10 protein-coding genes are annotated in these 16,286 nt (G+C 63.9%); 7 read left to right on the top strand and 3 right to left on the bottom strand.

Annotated features, from left to right (window positions below; all coding sequences use genetic code 11):
• Positions 1–9 precede the first annotated feature (9 nt).
• On the bottom strand, positions 10–735 hold the full coding sequence (locus ACZY1I_RS13165; protein ID WP_463754834.1) for a zf-HC2 domain-containing protein: 726 nt from the start codon (positions 733–735) through the stop codon (positions 10–12).
• 182 nt (positions 736–917) lie between these two features.
• Between ACZY1I_RS13165 and ACZY1I_RS13160 the strand changes: the two genes are divergently transcribed.
• From ACZY1I_RS13160 to ACZY1I_RS13135, 6 genes are all read left to right on the top strand, one after another.
• Positions 918–2,315, top strand: coding sequence for a PPE domain-containing protein (locus ACZY1I_RS13160; protein ID WP_463754833.1), 1,398 nt, complete (start codon positions 918–920; stop codon positions 2,313–2,315).
• A gap of 80 nt (positions 2,316–2,395) precedes the next feature.
• On the top strand, positions 2,396–3,265 hold the full coding sequence (scoE, locus tag ACZY1I_RS13155) for a (3R)-3-[(carboxymethyl)amino]fatty acid oxygenase/decarboxylase (RefSeq protein WP_463754832.1): 870 nt from the start codon (positions 2,396–2,398) through the stop codon (positions 3,263–3,265).
• Positions 3,262–3,825: an FcoT family thioesterase gene (locus ACZY1I_RS13150; protein WP_463754831.1), complete on the top strand. Its 564-nt coding sequence runs from the start codon at positions 3,262–3,264 to the stop codon at positions 3,823–3,825. Before scoE ends, ACZY1I_RS13150 begins: the two co-directional genes overlap by 4 nt.
• A gap of 28 nt (positions 3,826–3,853) precedes the next feature.
• A complete protein-coding gene (gene fadD10 / locus ACZY1I_RS13145) occupies positions 3,854–5,410 on the top strand; it encodes a fatty acid--CoA ligase FadD10 (RefSeq protein WP_463754830.1) in 1,557 nt (518 codons plus the stop codon).
• A 4-nt stretch (positions 5,411–5,414) separates the two neighbouring features.
• Entirely contained in the window at positions 5,415–5,648 is a 234-nt protein-coding gene (locus ACZY1I_RS13140) for an acyl carrier protein (protein WP_463755121.1), read from the top strand.
• 10 nt (positions 5,649–5,658) lie between these two features.
• Positions 5,659–13,227 (top strand): amino acid adenylation domain-containing protein, encoded by a 7,569-nt coding sequence (locus tag ACZY1I_RS13135; RefSeq protein ID WP_463754829.1) that lies wholly within the window; start codon positions 5,659–5,661, stop codon positions 13,225–13,227.
• Here the strand turns inward: ACZY1I_RS13135 and ACZY1I_RS13130 are convergent.
• A complete protein-coding gene (locus ACZY1I_RS13130; RefSeq protein WP_463754828.1) occupies positions 13,196–13,894 on the bottom strand; it encodes a DUF5134 domain-containing protein in 699 nt (232 codons plus the stop codon). The two genes, ACZY1I_RS13135 and ACZY1I_RS13130, sit on opposite strands and share 32 nt — an antisense overlap.
• Positions 13,895–13,977: 83 nt before the next feature.
• On the opposite strand from ACZY1I_RS13130, the gene ACZY1I_RS13125 reads away from it, so the two are divergent.
• Entirely contained in the window at positions 13,978–15,963 is a 1,986-nt protein-coding gene (locus tag ACZY1I_RS13125; protein WP_463754827.1) for a cytochrome c oxidase assembly protein, read from the top strand.
• Positions 15,964–16,062: 99 nt separating this feature from the next.
• On the opposite strand, the gene ACZY1I_RS13120 is transcribed toward ACZY1I_RS13125, so the two are convergent.
• Positions 16,063–16,281: a heavy-metal-associated domain-containing protein gene (locus tag ACZY1I_RS13120; protein ID WP_463754826.1), complete on the bottom strand. Its 219-nt coding sequence runs from the start codon at positions 16,279–16,281 to the stop codon at positions 16,063–16,065.
• Between the last annotated feature and the right edge of the window lie 5 nt (positions 16,282–16,286).

The raw sequence follows: 16,286 nt of genomic DNA, 5'->3' as shown, positions 1-16,286 counted from the left end.
TGATCGCGACTACGCAGCTGACCCGTCCGTCGGCCACAGATGACCGCGAAGTCGTCCGCGAGATGCGTTCTCGGGCAATACGATCTCGGGCTCCGCAGCGACACTGGACGGTTTCGGCGCCGGCCTGTCACCGCTTTTCGACACCAGGATCGCCAGCACGGCGCCGAGCACCACCGGAACATGCGTCAACATGCGCATGACCGTGACGGTGTCGGACAACGCATCCACCAGCACGTACACGGCCAGCACGCCGACGAAGGAAATCAACACACCCGCCAGGCCGGCGGCGGCACGCGGCCACACGGCGGCGCCGATCATCGCCACACCGACTGCGATCGACCACGACGTCGACTCGTTGAGCAGGTGGTTGCCCGAACTGCCTGCGTGATTGTGGGACAGCCCTACGCTCAGACCCAGCGCTTGTGCGACCGCCAGGAGTATCTGAGCGACGCCCACCCCGAGCAGGGCGCAGCGCTGCCAGGTTAAGCGCTGCCACGTCAGGCGCGTCCGTCGCCGCGGTGGCACCGGGTCGATTCGCAGTGGAGCCAGTGGGGTGATCGCGGGCCGCGACTGGGCAAGCCGACGTAGCAGGCGAGCCTGCTCGGCCACCTGGTCGAACCAGGCTCGGCATTCGGCGCACTCACCGAGGTGCTCGTCGACACGGACTGATGGCACCGGCTCTCGCTCACCGTCGAGACGGGCCGACAGCGCTTCGCGCGCCACCTCGCAGTCCATGCTCCTATAGTCGCGCATCGCTGCCGGATTGTTCCCGGCCGATTCAATCTTTGCTCGCGCACAACCGGTGGGAACTTTCGCCGCGTTCGCGACGACTACACCACGACAGGCCGCACCCGTTTGCGTCCGGACAACCGCATCAACATGACTGAGGAGGTGGCGGCCTGACGGGCCCGATATGGATGGCACTGCCTCCGGAAACGCATTCGGCCCTGTTGAGCGCCGGGCCAGGCCCGGGGTCACTGCTCGCTGCTGCCGCGCAGTGGCAGGAACTGAGCGCTCAATACCAGTACGCCGCGGCCGAATTGGGTCAGCTGCTGGGCGAAGTGCTGGCCAGCAGCTGGAACGGGACCAGTGCCGCCAGCTACGTTGCTGCGCACGGTCCGTACCTGGCGTGGCTGGAGCAGGCATCGATCGATAGTGCGGCCGCCGGCGTGCAGCACGAAACGGCCGCGACCGCCTACAGCGCCGCCCTGGCGACTATGCCCACCGTGGCCGAACTCGCCGCAAACCACGCGATCCATGGCGTGTTGGCAGCCACCAACTTCTTCGGGTTGAACACCATCCCCATCGCAGTCAACGAAGCTGACTATGCCCGCATGTGGGTTCAGGCCGCCGACGTCATGACTGCGTACCAGGCCATCACGGTGGCGGCGATGGCAGCAGTTCCGGCCATGCAGCCGGCGCCACCCATTCTCGCGCCCAGCGCAGAGGCGCAAGGTGCCACCCAGTTCATCCCGAGCTGGCTTACCCAATTCGTCAACGATCTCCTGAATTTCATTGCCGATCCCTACAGCTATTTTCTGCGGTTTTTCCAGCAGTTCGGATTGAGCCCCGGCGCCGTTCTGATCCTCGCACTTGTCGCTTTACAGCTGTACGACTTCCTTTGGTATCCGTACTACGCCTCCTACGGCTTGCTGCTGCTTCCATTTTTCGCCCCCGCCCTGAGTGCTCTGAGTGCGCTGGGACTGCTCGCCCACTTGCTCGACGGGCCAACCACGGACGGATTGCTGCCCGATACGGACGAGCCTGGAACCGGACGGCAAACAGCAACGAACCTGCCTGTCCCGGCGACGCCGGTCCCGGCTCCCGCTCCCACGGCAGGAACATCAGCCGGCAGCGCCGCGCCGCACGCACCCGCCGCGACCGGGGCCGCCGGCGCACCACCGTCGGCCGGCGTCAGTTACGCGGTGCCCGGTCTGGCCCCGCCGGGTGTCAGCTGGGGTCCCAAAGCGGGCGCGAAGGCGGCCGACTACGCCACCGACTCCGCCGACGCCGCCGCCGCGGCCCGGCTTGATGCCCTTGAACAGGCTCGTCGCCGACGACGAAGCAGGAGCACAGCGGGGGTGCGCGGTCATCGAGACGAGTTCATCGACGCGGCCGCGACGATTGACGACAGCCCCGACGAGGTCGACGACGACTGCGACTCGGTTGCCGAAAGTGCTCAAGGCGCCGGGCGCATCGGATTCTCCGGTACCGCGCCGGCCAACGAGATGCAGCCCGCCGGACTGGTCCAGGTCGCATCCGGTGCGGAACGCCGCACAGTCCCGCTGTTGCCCAGCGAATGGACAACCAACTGATGTTCGGGGCCCAGTCGGGGAACTTTTCGCCCCGCTGTCCGACTGATAGATAGCCAGCTAAACGAGGGAGAAAAGGGTCGATGACGCTCAATGTGAAGGGTGAGGGCCTCGGGGCGCAGGTCACCGGGATTGATCCCGAAAATCTCGACAACATATCCACCGAAGAAATTCGCGACATCGTTTACACACATAAGCTGGTGGTGCTGAAAGACGTCCATCCGACTCCGAAACAATTTCTCGAGCTGGGCAGAATTGTCGGGCAGATCGTGCCCTACTACGAACCCATGTATCACCACGAGCAGTACCCCGAGATCTTCGTGTCCTCAACCGAACAAGGTCAAGGAGTCCCGAAGACCGGCGCCTTCTGGCACATCGACTACATGTTCATGCCGGAACCCTTCGCCTTCTCAATGGTCGTTCCCCTCGCTGTTCCCGGACACGACCGAGGGACGTACTTCATCGATCTCAACAAGGTCTGGGAGTTGCTGCCCGCGGCGAAGCAGTTTCCCGCTCGGGGCACATTCAGTACCCACGATCCGCGCCGCCACATCAAGATCCGGCCGAGCGACGTGTACCGGCCCATCGGCGACGTCTGGAAAGAGATCAGTCGCACCACGCCGCCGATCAAATGGCCGACGGTGATCCGGCATCCGATGACGGGTCAGGAGATCCTCTACATCTGCGCATCCGGCACCACCAAGATCGAAGACCAGGACGGGAATGTGCTCGATCCCACGGTGCTGCAGGAACTCATGGCTGCGACCGGTCAGCTCGACCCGGAATTCACCGCACCGTGCATTCACACACAGCACTACGAAGTGGGTGACATCGTGCTGTGGGACAACCGGGTTCTCATGCACCGAGCCAAACACGGCACGGCGGCAGGCACCCTGACAACTCACCGGCTGACCATGCTGGATGGCCTCGAGACACCGGGGTACGCGGTATGAGTACCACCGATTTCCCTATTTCGGCACAGACAACGGCGGACGTCACCGATTTCGCGCAGACGGTGCCGATCGAAGAGGAACTGCTCGTCAGAGTGTTGGAACCGTATGCCTACAAGGGGTGCCGCTACCTGCTTGATGCACAGTACCGAGCCACCGCCGATTCGGTTCTGGCGTATGGGAATTTCCGAATCGACGAGTCGGCCTACATTCGCAGCACCGGACATTTCAACGCGGCCGAACTCATCCTGTGCTTCAACCAGTTGGCCTACAGCGCATTCGCACCGGCCATCCTCAACGAAGAGATCCCGGTGTTGCGAGGCTGGTCGATCTCCGACTACTTCGATTACCAACTCCCCAGCATGCTGATCAAGAACACCGCTACCCGGTTCAGGCGGCCGATCCACGCACAGAAGTTCTCCGCGCGCTTGCTGTGCAAGAACTTCAAGGTCATCGACCGCACCCTGCGGTATCTTTCGGTGCCCTGCGCGATCGAGTTCTGGGACGAATACGGCGGAGCCGCCTCCGGTGAGGTTGAGCTAGCTGCCTTGAACATTCCCTAAACCCCTGTCAGAAAGAAACTTTCAAGCCATGTCGCAGTTACCGCCCACCGTGCTGGACCGAGTTCTCGAGCAGGCGCGGCAGCGACCGGAGGCAATCGCCCTGCGTCGCTGCGACGGCACCAGTGCGTTGCGCTATCGGGAACTGGTCACCGAGCTGGACCGCCTGGCCGCAAGGCTTCGCGCGCAGTCGGTTTCGCCCGGCGCGCGGGTCCTCGTCGTATCTGACAACGGTCCCGAAACCTATCTGTCGGTGCTCGCGTGCGCCAGGCTCGGCGCGATTGCCGTGCTGGCGGACGGCAATCTTCCGCCCGCCACCATTGAACGCTTCTGCGAGATAACCGAGCCAAGTGCAATCGTGATTGCTCCCCGGAGCAAGTTCCGACTCTCCTCGGGGCCCGCGGCGGTGCCGGTGTTCAGTGTCGACCTGACGGAGGGTGCTCTGGCTGGTGCGGACGACGCGAATCATGCTGCCCAACAGTTCGATCAAGGCCCGGATGATCCTTTGGCGATGATCTTCACCAGTGGTACCACGGGCGAGCCGAAGGCGGTGCTGCTGGGCAATCGCACCTTCTATGCAATCCAGGACATCCTGCGACAAGAGGAGTTGGACTGGGTCACCTGGGTCGACGGCGAAACCACGTATTCCCCATTGCCGGCGACGCACATCGGCGGATTATGGTGGATACTAACAAATTTGATGCGCGGCGGACTGTGCATCACCGGTGGTGAGAACACCACGTCGCTACTTGAGATCCTGAACCGGAATGCGGTCGCCACGACGTGCCTGGTGCCGACTCTGCTCGCCAAACTCGTATCCGAACTGAAGGCCGGAAACGCAACGATTCCGTCGCTGCGCCTGCTGGGCTACGGCGGATCCCGGGCCATCGCGGCTGATGTCGGCTTCATCGAAGCCACAGGTGTTCGCACTGCTCAGGTCTACGGCTTGAGCGAAACAGGTTGCACCGCTTTGTGTCTTCCCACCGGCGAAGGATCGATCCCAAGAATCGAGGCGGGCGCGGTGGGGCGCCCATACCCGGGCGTCGAGGTCTTTCTGGCGGCAGCAGATGGCAGTAACCCCACGGTGCCGGGCGCAGTCCCCGCCGAGTCGTTCGGCACGCTTTGGATCAAGTCGCCGGCGAACATGTTGGGGTACTGGAACAATCCGCAACGCACCAAGGAGGTACTGATCGACGGCTGGGTGAACACCGGCGACCTGCTGGAGCGTAACGACGACGGCTTCTTCTACATCAGGGGACGATCGTCGGAGATGATCATCACCGGCGGAGTGAATGTCGCGCCCGACGAGGTGGACCGAATCGCGGAGAGCGTCTCTGGTGTCCGAGAGGCCGCGTGCTACGAAATTCCCGATGCCGAGTTCGGGGCGCTGGTAGGTCTGGCTGTCGTTCCGTCGGTGGAACTCGATGAGGCGGCGGCGCGCAAACTCAAGCAGTCGATCGCGGCGCGCTACCGCCACGAGTCGGAGTCGATGGCGCGCCCAGCGACGATCGTGCTCGTCGCGGACATCCCTCGCACCCAGTCGGGCAAGGTGATGCGGACGTCGTTGGCCGCGACCGCGCGTGGCTGAGATGTTGCGGGACAAAATTCTCGCCGCCGTCTGTGAAGTGTTGTACATCGACGAAGCGGACCTTTTCGACGGCGACGCCACCGACCTCAGAGACCTCGGCCTTGATTCGGTTCGATTCGTGCTCCTGATGAAGCAACTCGGCGTGGATCGGGAATCCGAACTGCCGTCCCGGCTGGCGGAGAATCTCTCCATCGCCGGCTGGGCGCGGGAGCTGGAGATTTCGAGTGACTGCGTCTGAAGTAGTTTGTGTGCAACGACTTCCGTTGAGCAGGTCTCAACAGAATCTGTACAACGGCGTGCTGCAGGACAGCGATCCCGCGCTGTACCTGATCGGTAAGAGCTACCGATTCCGTCGAGTTGAGCTACCCCGATTTCTGACGGCACTGGAATCGACCATGCTGGCGAATCCTGTGCATCTCTGCGTGCTCGACCAGCCTTCGGACACAGCCGACTACCCGGATCTATTGTTACGGCTGCACTTTCGTGATGTCGTACGTGTCCGGTCGCATGACGAACAGCACGCCGGCCGTGGGGACGATGAGCTGAAGCATGGGTGGACGTCCGGCATTCTGGGACAACCCCTCGTTCGCTACACCGTCTGGACGGACGGGACCGGACGGGTGGTGGGACTCGACGCCTTCACACACCACATCCTGATCGACGGCGGCGCGACCGGAATCATCGAGGCTGATTTGGCGCGATATCTCGACAACGGCGTGGCAGCCGAAACACTCAGCGCAGAAGCTAGTTTGAGAAGAATCGCCGAAGCGCATCGGCGCGAGGCGGACAAAGTCGAGGAATCGCAGCGGCGGTTGTCCCGGCTTGTGCACCGTGAGCTCGCCGAGCAGGCTGGGGACGGCGGGTTCGGCCGGAGCCGGAGCGCCCCTCCCGGCTCCGCCGCCAAAGGTGTCCTGTGTGAGTCAGTGCTGCTCTCCGGCAGTACGTTTGATGCCATCGCAGCGTTGTCGGAGGCGAAACAAGTCCCCCTCAACGTGTTGGTGGCTGCGGCCGCGGTCGCGGTGGACGCCGGGCTCCGGCAGAGCACTGAGAGCCTGCTGATCCATGCAGTGGACAACCGGTTCGGAGCGCCCGACCTGCACGTCGCGACATGTCTGGTCAATTCGGTCGCGCAGCAGATCCGATTTTGTGCTTTTGCGTCGGTAGAAGATATCGTGCGTGCCCTGGACCGGGGCTACGTAAAGGCACTGCGACGCCGGTGGTTTCGCGAAGAGCATTACCGACGTATGTATATGGCGATCAACCGGACAGCACACGTCGAGGCCCTGACGCTCAACTTCATCCGTGAATCGTGCGCACCGGCGCTTCGACCCTTCTTGTCGGATACACCCGTTGCGACACACATCGGTCCGGTCGAGGGCAGGACAGTGGCCTCAGTTCTGGACGAAGACAGCCGCACGCTGAACCTGTCGATCTGGGACAGGGCGGATGGCCCAGAAAAGCAGGCTTATCCCAAGGTTGCGGAGCGGATCGCCGCCGCACTGGAGTCGATGACAACGCTGTGGGACCAGCCGATCGCGATGACGACCGGAGACTGGTTGGCGGTCGGCACGGACGGCGTGTGCCATGTTGCTGAAGAAAGCGGACTCCCCGTTCAAGCATCCTCTGCCGCTTGGTTTTTAGGCGATCCAGGAGGCGTACTTGAACGACATCCCGGCGCCTATTCCTGGGTCGCCTGGCTGGTCCAGAACGGTGCGGCGCCCGGTGATGTCCTGGTGTTCACCGACGACGACACCGACAAAACCATCGATCTGCTGATCGCCTGCCACCTGGCCGGCTGCGCTTACAGCGTCTGCGACACCGAAGACCAAATCACACAACGGACCGAAGCAATCGCTGAACACGGCGACTCGCCACGGGTGGTCGACGTGGCTGCCACCACACTTGCGCCGGTCGACGGGCTGAGGGGACCCGTCGACCGGCGCATCGAGCAGGTGTCGCGAGACATCCTGCTCGGTGAGACGACGGCGTACATCATGCCGACCTCGGGATCTACTGGCCGGCCCAAGCTGGTCCGAGTTTCACACCGTTCGCTCGCGATGTTCTGTGCCGCGGTCGAGCGCGCTTATGGATGGGGGCGCAGCGATCGGATCTTGCAGTGCGCGCCGTTGACGTCAGACATCAGCATCGAAGAGGTCTTCGCCGGCGCATACTGCGGCGCTGATCTGGTCCGGTCCAGCGCGATGAAGTCAGGTGACCTGGTCTCGCTGGCAAGCGATCTCACTGCCCGCGATGCGACGATCATCGACCTGCCCACCGCCGTCTGGCATCTGTGGTGCGAGGACGCGGCAGCCATCGATGCGATTCGTGGCTCCGGTGTGCGACAGATCGTCATCGGCGGTGAGCCTGTTCGATCGAGCGCCGTCGACAAGTGGGTCGATTATGCTGTTGCACCGCAGATTTCGGTGGTGTCTAGCTACGGCCCGACGGAAACCACGGTCGTGGCAACCTATTTGCCTATTTTCCACAACGGCATGTCCGCTCCGGCCGCTGCCCGACTCAGACTCGGTCGGCCGATGCTGCCGGACACCGTGTTCGTCGCCTTCGGTGAAGTCGTGATTGTCGGAGAACTGGTGTCGTGCGGTTACCTCGGCACTGACGGCGGTGCTTTCGGTACCGTAACCACCCGCGACGGTGTGCGACGTCGGGCGTTCGCCACCGCGGACCGGGTGACGCTGGATGCCGAGGGTTTCCCGGTGTTGGACGGACGCAAGGACGCCATCGTCAAGCTCTCCGGCAAACGGATAGATACCGCGGAGGTGATCAGACGGATTGCCGAAGATCGGGCGATTGCCGATGTCGCCGTCGAACTGCGCGAAATGGGTTCCGCGACAAGCCTGGGGGTGTGGTTCGAAACCCAGTGGACCCGGAATAGGGTCGACGACGCCGCGGTCGCGGCACGAATCAGACAAACCCTCGCCGGACTTGGGGTGCCGTCGTTTTTCGTTGTGGCCGTTCCGAATATCCCGAGGAAGCCCAACGGGAAAGTCGACAGCGACAGCCTGCGGGCGATCTCGCGGTTCACCGATGTAGTGCGTATCGATGCCGATGAGCGCGCGGACGGTCTCGCGGAGATCTGGAGCCGGCATCTCGGCCGCGTAATACATTCTGAATCATCGCTTTTGGATGAGGGCATCGGTTCGCTTGATCTCATCAGAATCCTCCCGGACACCCGCAGCTATTTGGGATCGCAGCTGTCGCTGCTGGATCTGATCAGTGCTGACACCGCCGCGAACCTCGCCGAATACCGACCGCCACCCGAGGCGACAGTTGCGAGCCAGCCGTTTCGGCCCCTGGTGGCCGGCAACCGGCCCGAAGTCATTCCGTTGTCGTTCGCCCAGACCCGATTGTGGTTCCTGGACCAGCTGAACGGACCCTCTCCGGTCTACAACATGGCGGTCGCTCTGCGCCTGAGCGGGCATCTTGACGCCGGGGCGCTCTCCGCCGCGATCACCGACGTGGTGATTCGGCACGAAAGCCTGCGCACGCTGTTCTCGGCCGAAGCGGGAATGCCGCGGCAGTTGGTGATTCCGGCCGACCGCATCGAACCCGGCCTGCAAATCGTCGATGCAACCGGTTGGCCGGCCGACCGGCTGGAACGGTCGATCGAGGACGCGGCGCGCTACGGTTTTGACCTGGTCACCGAAATGCCGCTGCGGACATGGCTTTTTCGCGCCAGCGAGGACGAAAACGTGCTGGTGGCAGTGGCGCACCATATCGCTGCCGACGGCTGGTCGGTGGCGCCCCTCACCGCGGATCTGAGCACGGCTTACCGCAGTCGACGCGCGGGACGAGCGCCGAATTGGCCGCCATTGCCGGTGCAGTATGTCGACTACGCGCTGTGGCAGCGAGCAAACCTGGGCGAACTCGACGACAGCGGCAGTCCGCTCGCGGCGCAACTGGCGTATTGGGAGAAGGCACTCGCCGGAATGCCGGAGCGGTTGCAGCTACCAACGGATCGGAGCTACCCGCCACTTGCCGATCAGCGCGGCGCCAAAGTGGTGGTGAATTGGCCCGCCTCGTTGCAGCGGCAGGTGCGTCGTTTCGCCCGAGAGAGCAACGCCACCAGCTTCATGGTGGTACAGGCCGGGCTTGCCCTCCTAATCGCCAAACTGAGTGGGAGTGCCGATGTCGCAGTCGGATTCCCGATTGCCGGACGCGCTGATCCCGCCCTGGATGAGCTGGTGGGATTCTTCGTCAATACCTTGGTGCTACGGGTCGACGCGGCCGGTGACCCCACCTTTGCCGACCTGCTGGCGCAGGTGCGGGCACGCAGCCTGGCTGCCTACGAAAATCAGGACGTACCTTTTGAGGTGCTTGTCGACCGGCTCAATCCCACTCGATCGCCCAGCCATCACCCGCTGATCCAGGTGATGTTGGCCTGGCAGAGCGATACTGCTACGCAGCTGACTCTAGGTGACCTGCACGCCAGGCCGATTCCTATCGAAACACGCACGGCACGAATGGATTTAGTGTTTTCGCTGGCGGAGCGCTGGACCAACGACGGCGAACCCGCGGGGATCGGCGGAATAGTGGAGTTCCGCACCGACGTCTTCGATGCGGCATCGGTCGAGGTTCTGGTAGCGCGCCTATTGCGAGTGCTGGCGACGGCAGTTGCTGATCCAGGATTGCCGATGTCCCTGCTCGACGTGCTGGATGCCGATGATCATGCGCGACTGGACGAGTGGGGCAACCGAGCGGTCTTGACTGCGCCGGTTTCGGCTTCGGTGTCCATTCCGGAGATTATGGCCGCCCACGCGGCAAGGATCCCCGAGGTCGTGGCGGTTCGTTGTGGATGCCAGTCGTTGACCTATCGGGAGTTGGACGCGGCCTCGAATCGCCTCGCTCACCGGCTGGTGGAACTCGGGGCGGGTCCAAATCAGATAGTGGCGCTGCTGTTTACCCGCAGCGGGCACGCAATCGTCGCGATGCTCGCAGTGCTCAAGACCGGGGCGGCCTATATGCCGATCGATCCGGTGAATCCCGAGTCGCGCCTGGGGTTCATGCTGGGCGAGGCTTTGCCGGCCGCGGTCCTCACCACGGCAGGATTGCGCTCGCGAGTCGATTCTTTTGGCGTGCCCGTTGTTGATGTGGCCGAGGACGACCTGTCCGCGTATCCCGCTTCCGCCTTGGCCGCGCCGGCGTCGGACAACATCGCCTACATCCTGTACACCTCGGGAACCACCGGCGCCCCGAAAGGGGTGGCGATCACGCACGATAACCTCATCACTTTGTTTTCCGCACTGCCTGAGCGTCTTTCGGCCGGGCAGATGTGGTCGCAGTGCCATTCCTATGGTTTCGACTGTTCGGCGTGGGAGATCTGGGGCGCACTACTCGGTGGTGGGCGGCTGCTGATCGTGCCCGAGTCGACAGTGGCATCGCCGAATCAATTGCACGCGTTGCTAACCAACGAAAAGGTGACCGTGCTGACCCAGACCCCATCCGCGCTGGGGATGCTTTCGTCGCACGGCTTGGAACAGACCGCGTTGGTGGTGGCCGGTGAGGCATGTCCGGCCACGGTGACCGATGAATGGGCACCCGGACACCTCATGCTGAACGCATACGGCCCCACCGAAGCCACTATCGTTGCGGCACTGAGTGATCCGTTGCGATCGGGTTCGGGGGCGCCACCGATCGGTGGCCCGGTGCCGGGGGCGGCGCTGTTCGTGCTCGACAGCTGGTTGCGTCCGGTACCGCCCGGGGTGGTCGGTGAACTGTACGTCGCCGGTCCGCAAGTGGGAATTGGCTATTGGCATCGCGCGGGACTGACAGCGTCAGCGTTTGTGGCGTGCCCGTTCGGCGGGGCAGGGTTACGCATGTACCGGACCGGGGACCTGGCTTGCTGGGGTTCTGACGGACAGTTGCGCTTCCTGGGCCGGATGGATGAGCAGGTCAAGATCCGGGGGCACCGCATTGAGTTGAGCGAGGTCCAGGCCGCGCTGGCTCGGTTGGCCGGCGTGCGACAAGCGGCAGTGATCGCTCGGGAGGACCGCCCCGGTGACCGACGTCTGATCGGGTATGTCACCGAGTCCGCCACCGGCGCAGTGGACAGGACCGGGTTGCGGGCGGAATTGGCCCGGCTACTGCCCGCCTACATGGTGCCGGCCGCAGTGGTGGTCATCGAGGCGCTGCCCCGAACGGTCAACGGCAAGCTCGATGTAATTGCCTTGCCAGCACCACAATTCGGCGACGTAAGCGGTTACCGCGCCCCCGCCGGTCCGGTCGAGGAAACCGTGGCCGGCATCTTCGCCGAGGTACTCGGACTGGCGCGGGTAGGCGTCGACGAGACGTTCTTCGAACTCGGGGGAGATTCCCTGGCGGCCATGCGGGCGATCGCGTCGATCAACGCTGCTTTGAACACCGACCTGCCGGTGCGCGCGCTATTACACGCGCCGTCGACGAGAGGTCTGAGTCAGCTTCTCGAACGAGATCCCCATTCCGCCAGTGATCCTCGTTTCGAACATGTGCACGGCGGCAGCGCCACCGAGGTGCAGGCGAGTGACCTCACGTTGGCCAAATTCATTGACGAAGCGACCTTGGCTGCGGTTCCGCTGCTCCCCGGACCGAGGGCCGAGGTACGGACGATCCTGCTGACCGGGGCGACCGGATTTGTCGGACGGTATCTGGTCCTGGAGTTGCTGGAGCAATTGGAGTCGGTCGGCGGCACGCTGATCTGCTTGGTGCGGGCCGAGTCCGACGAGGACGCGCGTCGGCGACTGGATAGAACCTTCGACAGCGGAGACCCGGTGCTGTTGCGGCACTTCCACGAACTGGCCGCCGACCGGTTACAGGTCGTCGCCGGCGACAAGAGCGAAACCGATCTGGGCCTGGACCAGTTGACCTGGCGGCGCTTGGCGCAGACCGTCGATCTGATAGTCGATCCCGCAGCGGTGGTCAATCCATTGCCCTACCGCGAACTGTTCGGGCCCAACGTCGCAGGCACCGCCGAGCTGATTCGCGTTGCGCTGACGACCAGACTCAAGCCCATTGTGTACGTGTCGACCGCCGACGTCGGCGCACCCATCGAGCCGTCGGTGTTCACCGAGGACGCGGACATCCGGGCGATCAGCCCCACCCGATTCGTCGACGGCACCTGGGCGGACGGCTATGGCACCAGCAAATGGGCCGGTGAGGTACTGCTGCGTGCGGCCAACGACATGTGTGGGTTGCCGGTGGCAGTGTTCCGCTGCGGAATGATATTGGCCGACAACACATATGCCGGACAGCTCAACACATCCGACTGGGTGACCCGGATGCTGTTGAGCATCGTGGCCACCGGCGTCGCGCCCGGGTCGTTCTACCAATTGGATGAGCATGGCAATCGTCAGCGCGCGCACTTCGATGGGCTGCCAGTCACATTCGTGGCGGAGGCGATCGCGAAACTTGGTGCCCGGATCTTGGAGCCGTCGCTGGCGGGATTTCAGACCTATCACGTGATGAACCCGCATGACGACGGAATCGGACTCGATGAGTACGTCGACTGGCTGATCGAGGCTGGAATCCCGATCCGGCGGATTCTCGATTTCAGTGAGTGGCTAACGCAATTCGAGGCGGGTTTGCGGGCCCTGCCGGAACGGCAGCGCAGGCACTCGGTGCTGCAGGTGTTGCTGACGCGCAATTCCAGGCAATTGCAACCGCTTCCGCCGGTCCAGGGCGCCGCCGGGCCGACCCGCCGCTTCCGATCCGCGGTTCAAGCAGCGAAAATCGGTCGGGACAAAGACAACCCGGACATCCCACAGGTGTCGGCGCCGATCATCGTCAAGTACGTCACCGATCTGCAACTGTTGGGATTGCTATAGCCTGCTCGGCCGCGGTCGGATCGAACAGCAGTGTGGCGAACATGATCGCCATTCCTGCCGCCATCAGCATTTGCACCGCACTGACGGCCATCCGGCGCCAGGAGCGGGATCGTCGACGTCGGCCTGCGCCGCGCTGCGACGCGAATCGATAGCCCCAGACGAGTGCGGCGACGACGAAGATTGCCGTCCAGATCCAGTTTCCCGCGTGTACCCAACCCGGCAGGTTGTCACCCGCGTCTGTCGTGGCAGCGCCCATGTCCATGTCCGGCATCGGCATGCCCGGTGGCATGTGGTGATGGTGGTGATGCTCACCGGATGCCTGGTCGGTTGCGGGGTGCTGATGCGCGACGGCGTACATCCAGGCCATCGCGAACATCATTGCCGCCTCATAGATGCGCACCACGCGCTGAGCGACCACCCGGGCCGTCACGACGGCGGTCATCACAAACCACAACGCTGCGGCCAGGAAGAAGATCCCGGCCGGCGTCGAAGGCAACCGCAGACCGTCCGGCCAGGCCATCACCGCCATCGCAATCACCATCACGACGTGCAGTCCGTAGCCGACGACCGAGGTCAACGATTTGCGGTCGATGACGAAAGTGAAGCCGACTCCACTCAGCAAGAACAGGCCGGTGACGAGCCAACGAAGCGGCAAGTCAGCGATCATTGGAGCCCTCGACAGTCCACAGTCTGGGACCCTATGCGTTGCAGCCGACAGGCTGCTACGACGCACGGTCGTAAGCTGCAGGGGTGAACACTGACGGGCCGGACGCAGTCGCGACGGCGCCAGCCCCGGTCGGCCGTTCGTCCTCCGCGCGGACGGCAGTGCTCGCGGCCGGACTGCTGGTGGCGGCGGTCGCTGTGGCGGTGTACGGACTGATCGCGGGGCCGCGTCATTACGTCGCTGCGGGTAACCCCTTTCCCGGGTCGTTCGTCAGTACCGCCGAACCGCTCGGCTTCTTCCTCGCGTCGTTGCTGGCCGCGCTGTGCCTCGGCGCGTTGATCCTGGTGGTCGTGACGTCACGTCCTGAGCAGGACGGTCTGCTGGATGCCAACGCTTTCCGCATTCATCTAGTGGCAGAGCGTGTTTCGATCGCCTGGCCGGTGGTCGCCGCGGCGATGGTGGTGGTTCAGGCGTCCCACGACACCGGAGTGCGCCCGGGCGCCCTGCTCAGCAGCGGCTCGCTCTTCGACGCGATCGACGTCTCCGAGATGGCCCGCGCGTGGATCGTGGTGACGGTCTTGGCCGTGCCCGTCGCGGTGACGCTGCGCTTCAGCACTCGTTGGCTCGCACACGTCGTGCTGTTGGTCCCCACCGTGGTGGCGGTCGTCGCGACCGCGGTGACCGGTAATCCTGGGCAGGGGCCTGATCACGACTATGCGACCAGCACGGCCATCGTGTTCGCGGTCGCACTGGCGTCCTTCGTCGGCCTGAAGGTGGTGACGGCGCTGACCGCAACCACACCGACTCGCACGGTGCAGTTGCTGCAGGTCGCCGGTGGCGCCGTGGCGGTGGGTTACGGCGCGATCCTGCTGTACCTGCTGATTCCGGGGTTGGCGATCGACTCGGACTTCGCCCGCCTTGGCCTGGTCGCCGGGGTACTGCTGACGCTGGCGTGGCTGGCCGACTGCTGGACGTTCTACCGGCCGGCATCATCCGGTGCCGGCGGCGTGGCCTCAGATTCAGCCTCAGCCCTGGCCGTCGTAGGCGTTCTTGCCGCGATTGCCGCGATGGCCGTCCAGACTGCCCCGCGGTTCCTTGCGCACCACTTCACCGGCTGGGATGTCTTCCTCGGCTATGAGCTGTCGCGACCCCCGACCGTGGTCACCGTGCTGAGCGTATGGCGCTTCGACAGTTTCCTTGGCACGGCCGGGGTGGTCCTGGCGATCGCGTACGTGGTGGGCTACGTCCGGCTTCGACGCGAGGGCAATGTCTGGCCCGTCGGCCGACTGGTCGCCTGGCTGTTCGGCTGTTTCACTTTGGTGTTCACCAGCAGTTCGGGCGTGCGTGCCTACGGTTCAGCGGTGTTCAGCATCCATATGACCGAGCACATGATCCTCAACATGTTTGTCCCGGTGTTACTGGTTCTCGGCGGCCCGGTCACGCTGGCGCTGCGAGTGCTCCCGCGCGCCGGCGAGGGGCAGGCCCCGGGACCTCGCGAATGGGTGACCTGGCTGCTGCACTCCCGGGTGACGACCTTCGTCTCCCACCCGATCATCGCCTTCCTGCTCTTTGTCGGCTCGCCATTCGTCGTGTACTTCACGCCGGTGTTCGACACGCTGGTCCGGTACCACTGGGGTCACGAGTTGATGGCAGTACATTTCCTGCTGGTCGGATACCTCTTCTACTGGGCGATCATCGGCATCGATCCGGGGCCGCGCAGACTTCCCTATCCGGGACGGATCGGATTGCTGTTCGCGGTGATGCCCTTCCATGCTTTCTTCGGCATCGCGCTGATGACCATGCCTTCGGCGGTGGGCAACACGTTCTACCGGTCGGTCAACGTGCCGTGGCTGGCCAGCATTCTCGATGATCAACACCTCGGCGGCGGAATCGCTTGGAGCCTAACGGAATTGCCGGTGATCATGGTCATCGTCGCGCTGGTTACGCAATGGGCGCGACAAGACCGCAAGGTCGCGTCCCGCAGCGACCGGCACGCCGACAGTGACTACGCGGATGACGACCTCGAGGCCTACAACGCGATGTTGCGCGAGCTGTCCCGGATGAGGCGCTAAAGCTGTCCCGAGTGTGTAGCTGGCGCCGCGTTATCGGTGTGTCGCGTCGTGGGATTCACTCTCGAGGCGGCCGAAGGTGCTCGAGGGACGGCCGGCCACCTAACCGACGACTGTGAAGTTTCCCTCGCCCTTCAGCGCCGCCTCGACCTGCTCCTTGGTGAGCTCGACTTTCGTCGAAACCCGCACGGTGGAAGCACCTTCGGTGTCCAGATCGATGCTGACGGCGCTCACCGGCTTGAGCGCGGTCAGTGCGGTGGTGATGGTTCCGACGCACCCTGGGCAGTGCAGTCCGGTGACGGCGAAAGTTTGTTCGGCCATGACCA

The organism is Mycobacterium sp. IDUB_37 (assembly GCF_055419245.1).
The sequence above is the reverse complement of the archived record's forward strand: the minus strand, read 5'-3'. Positions and strand labels throughout refer to the sequence as shown.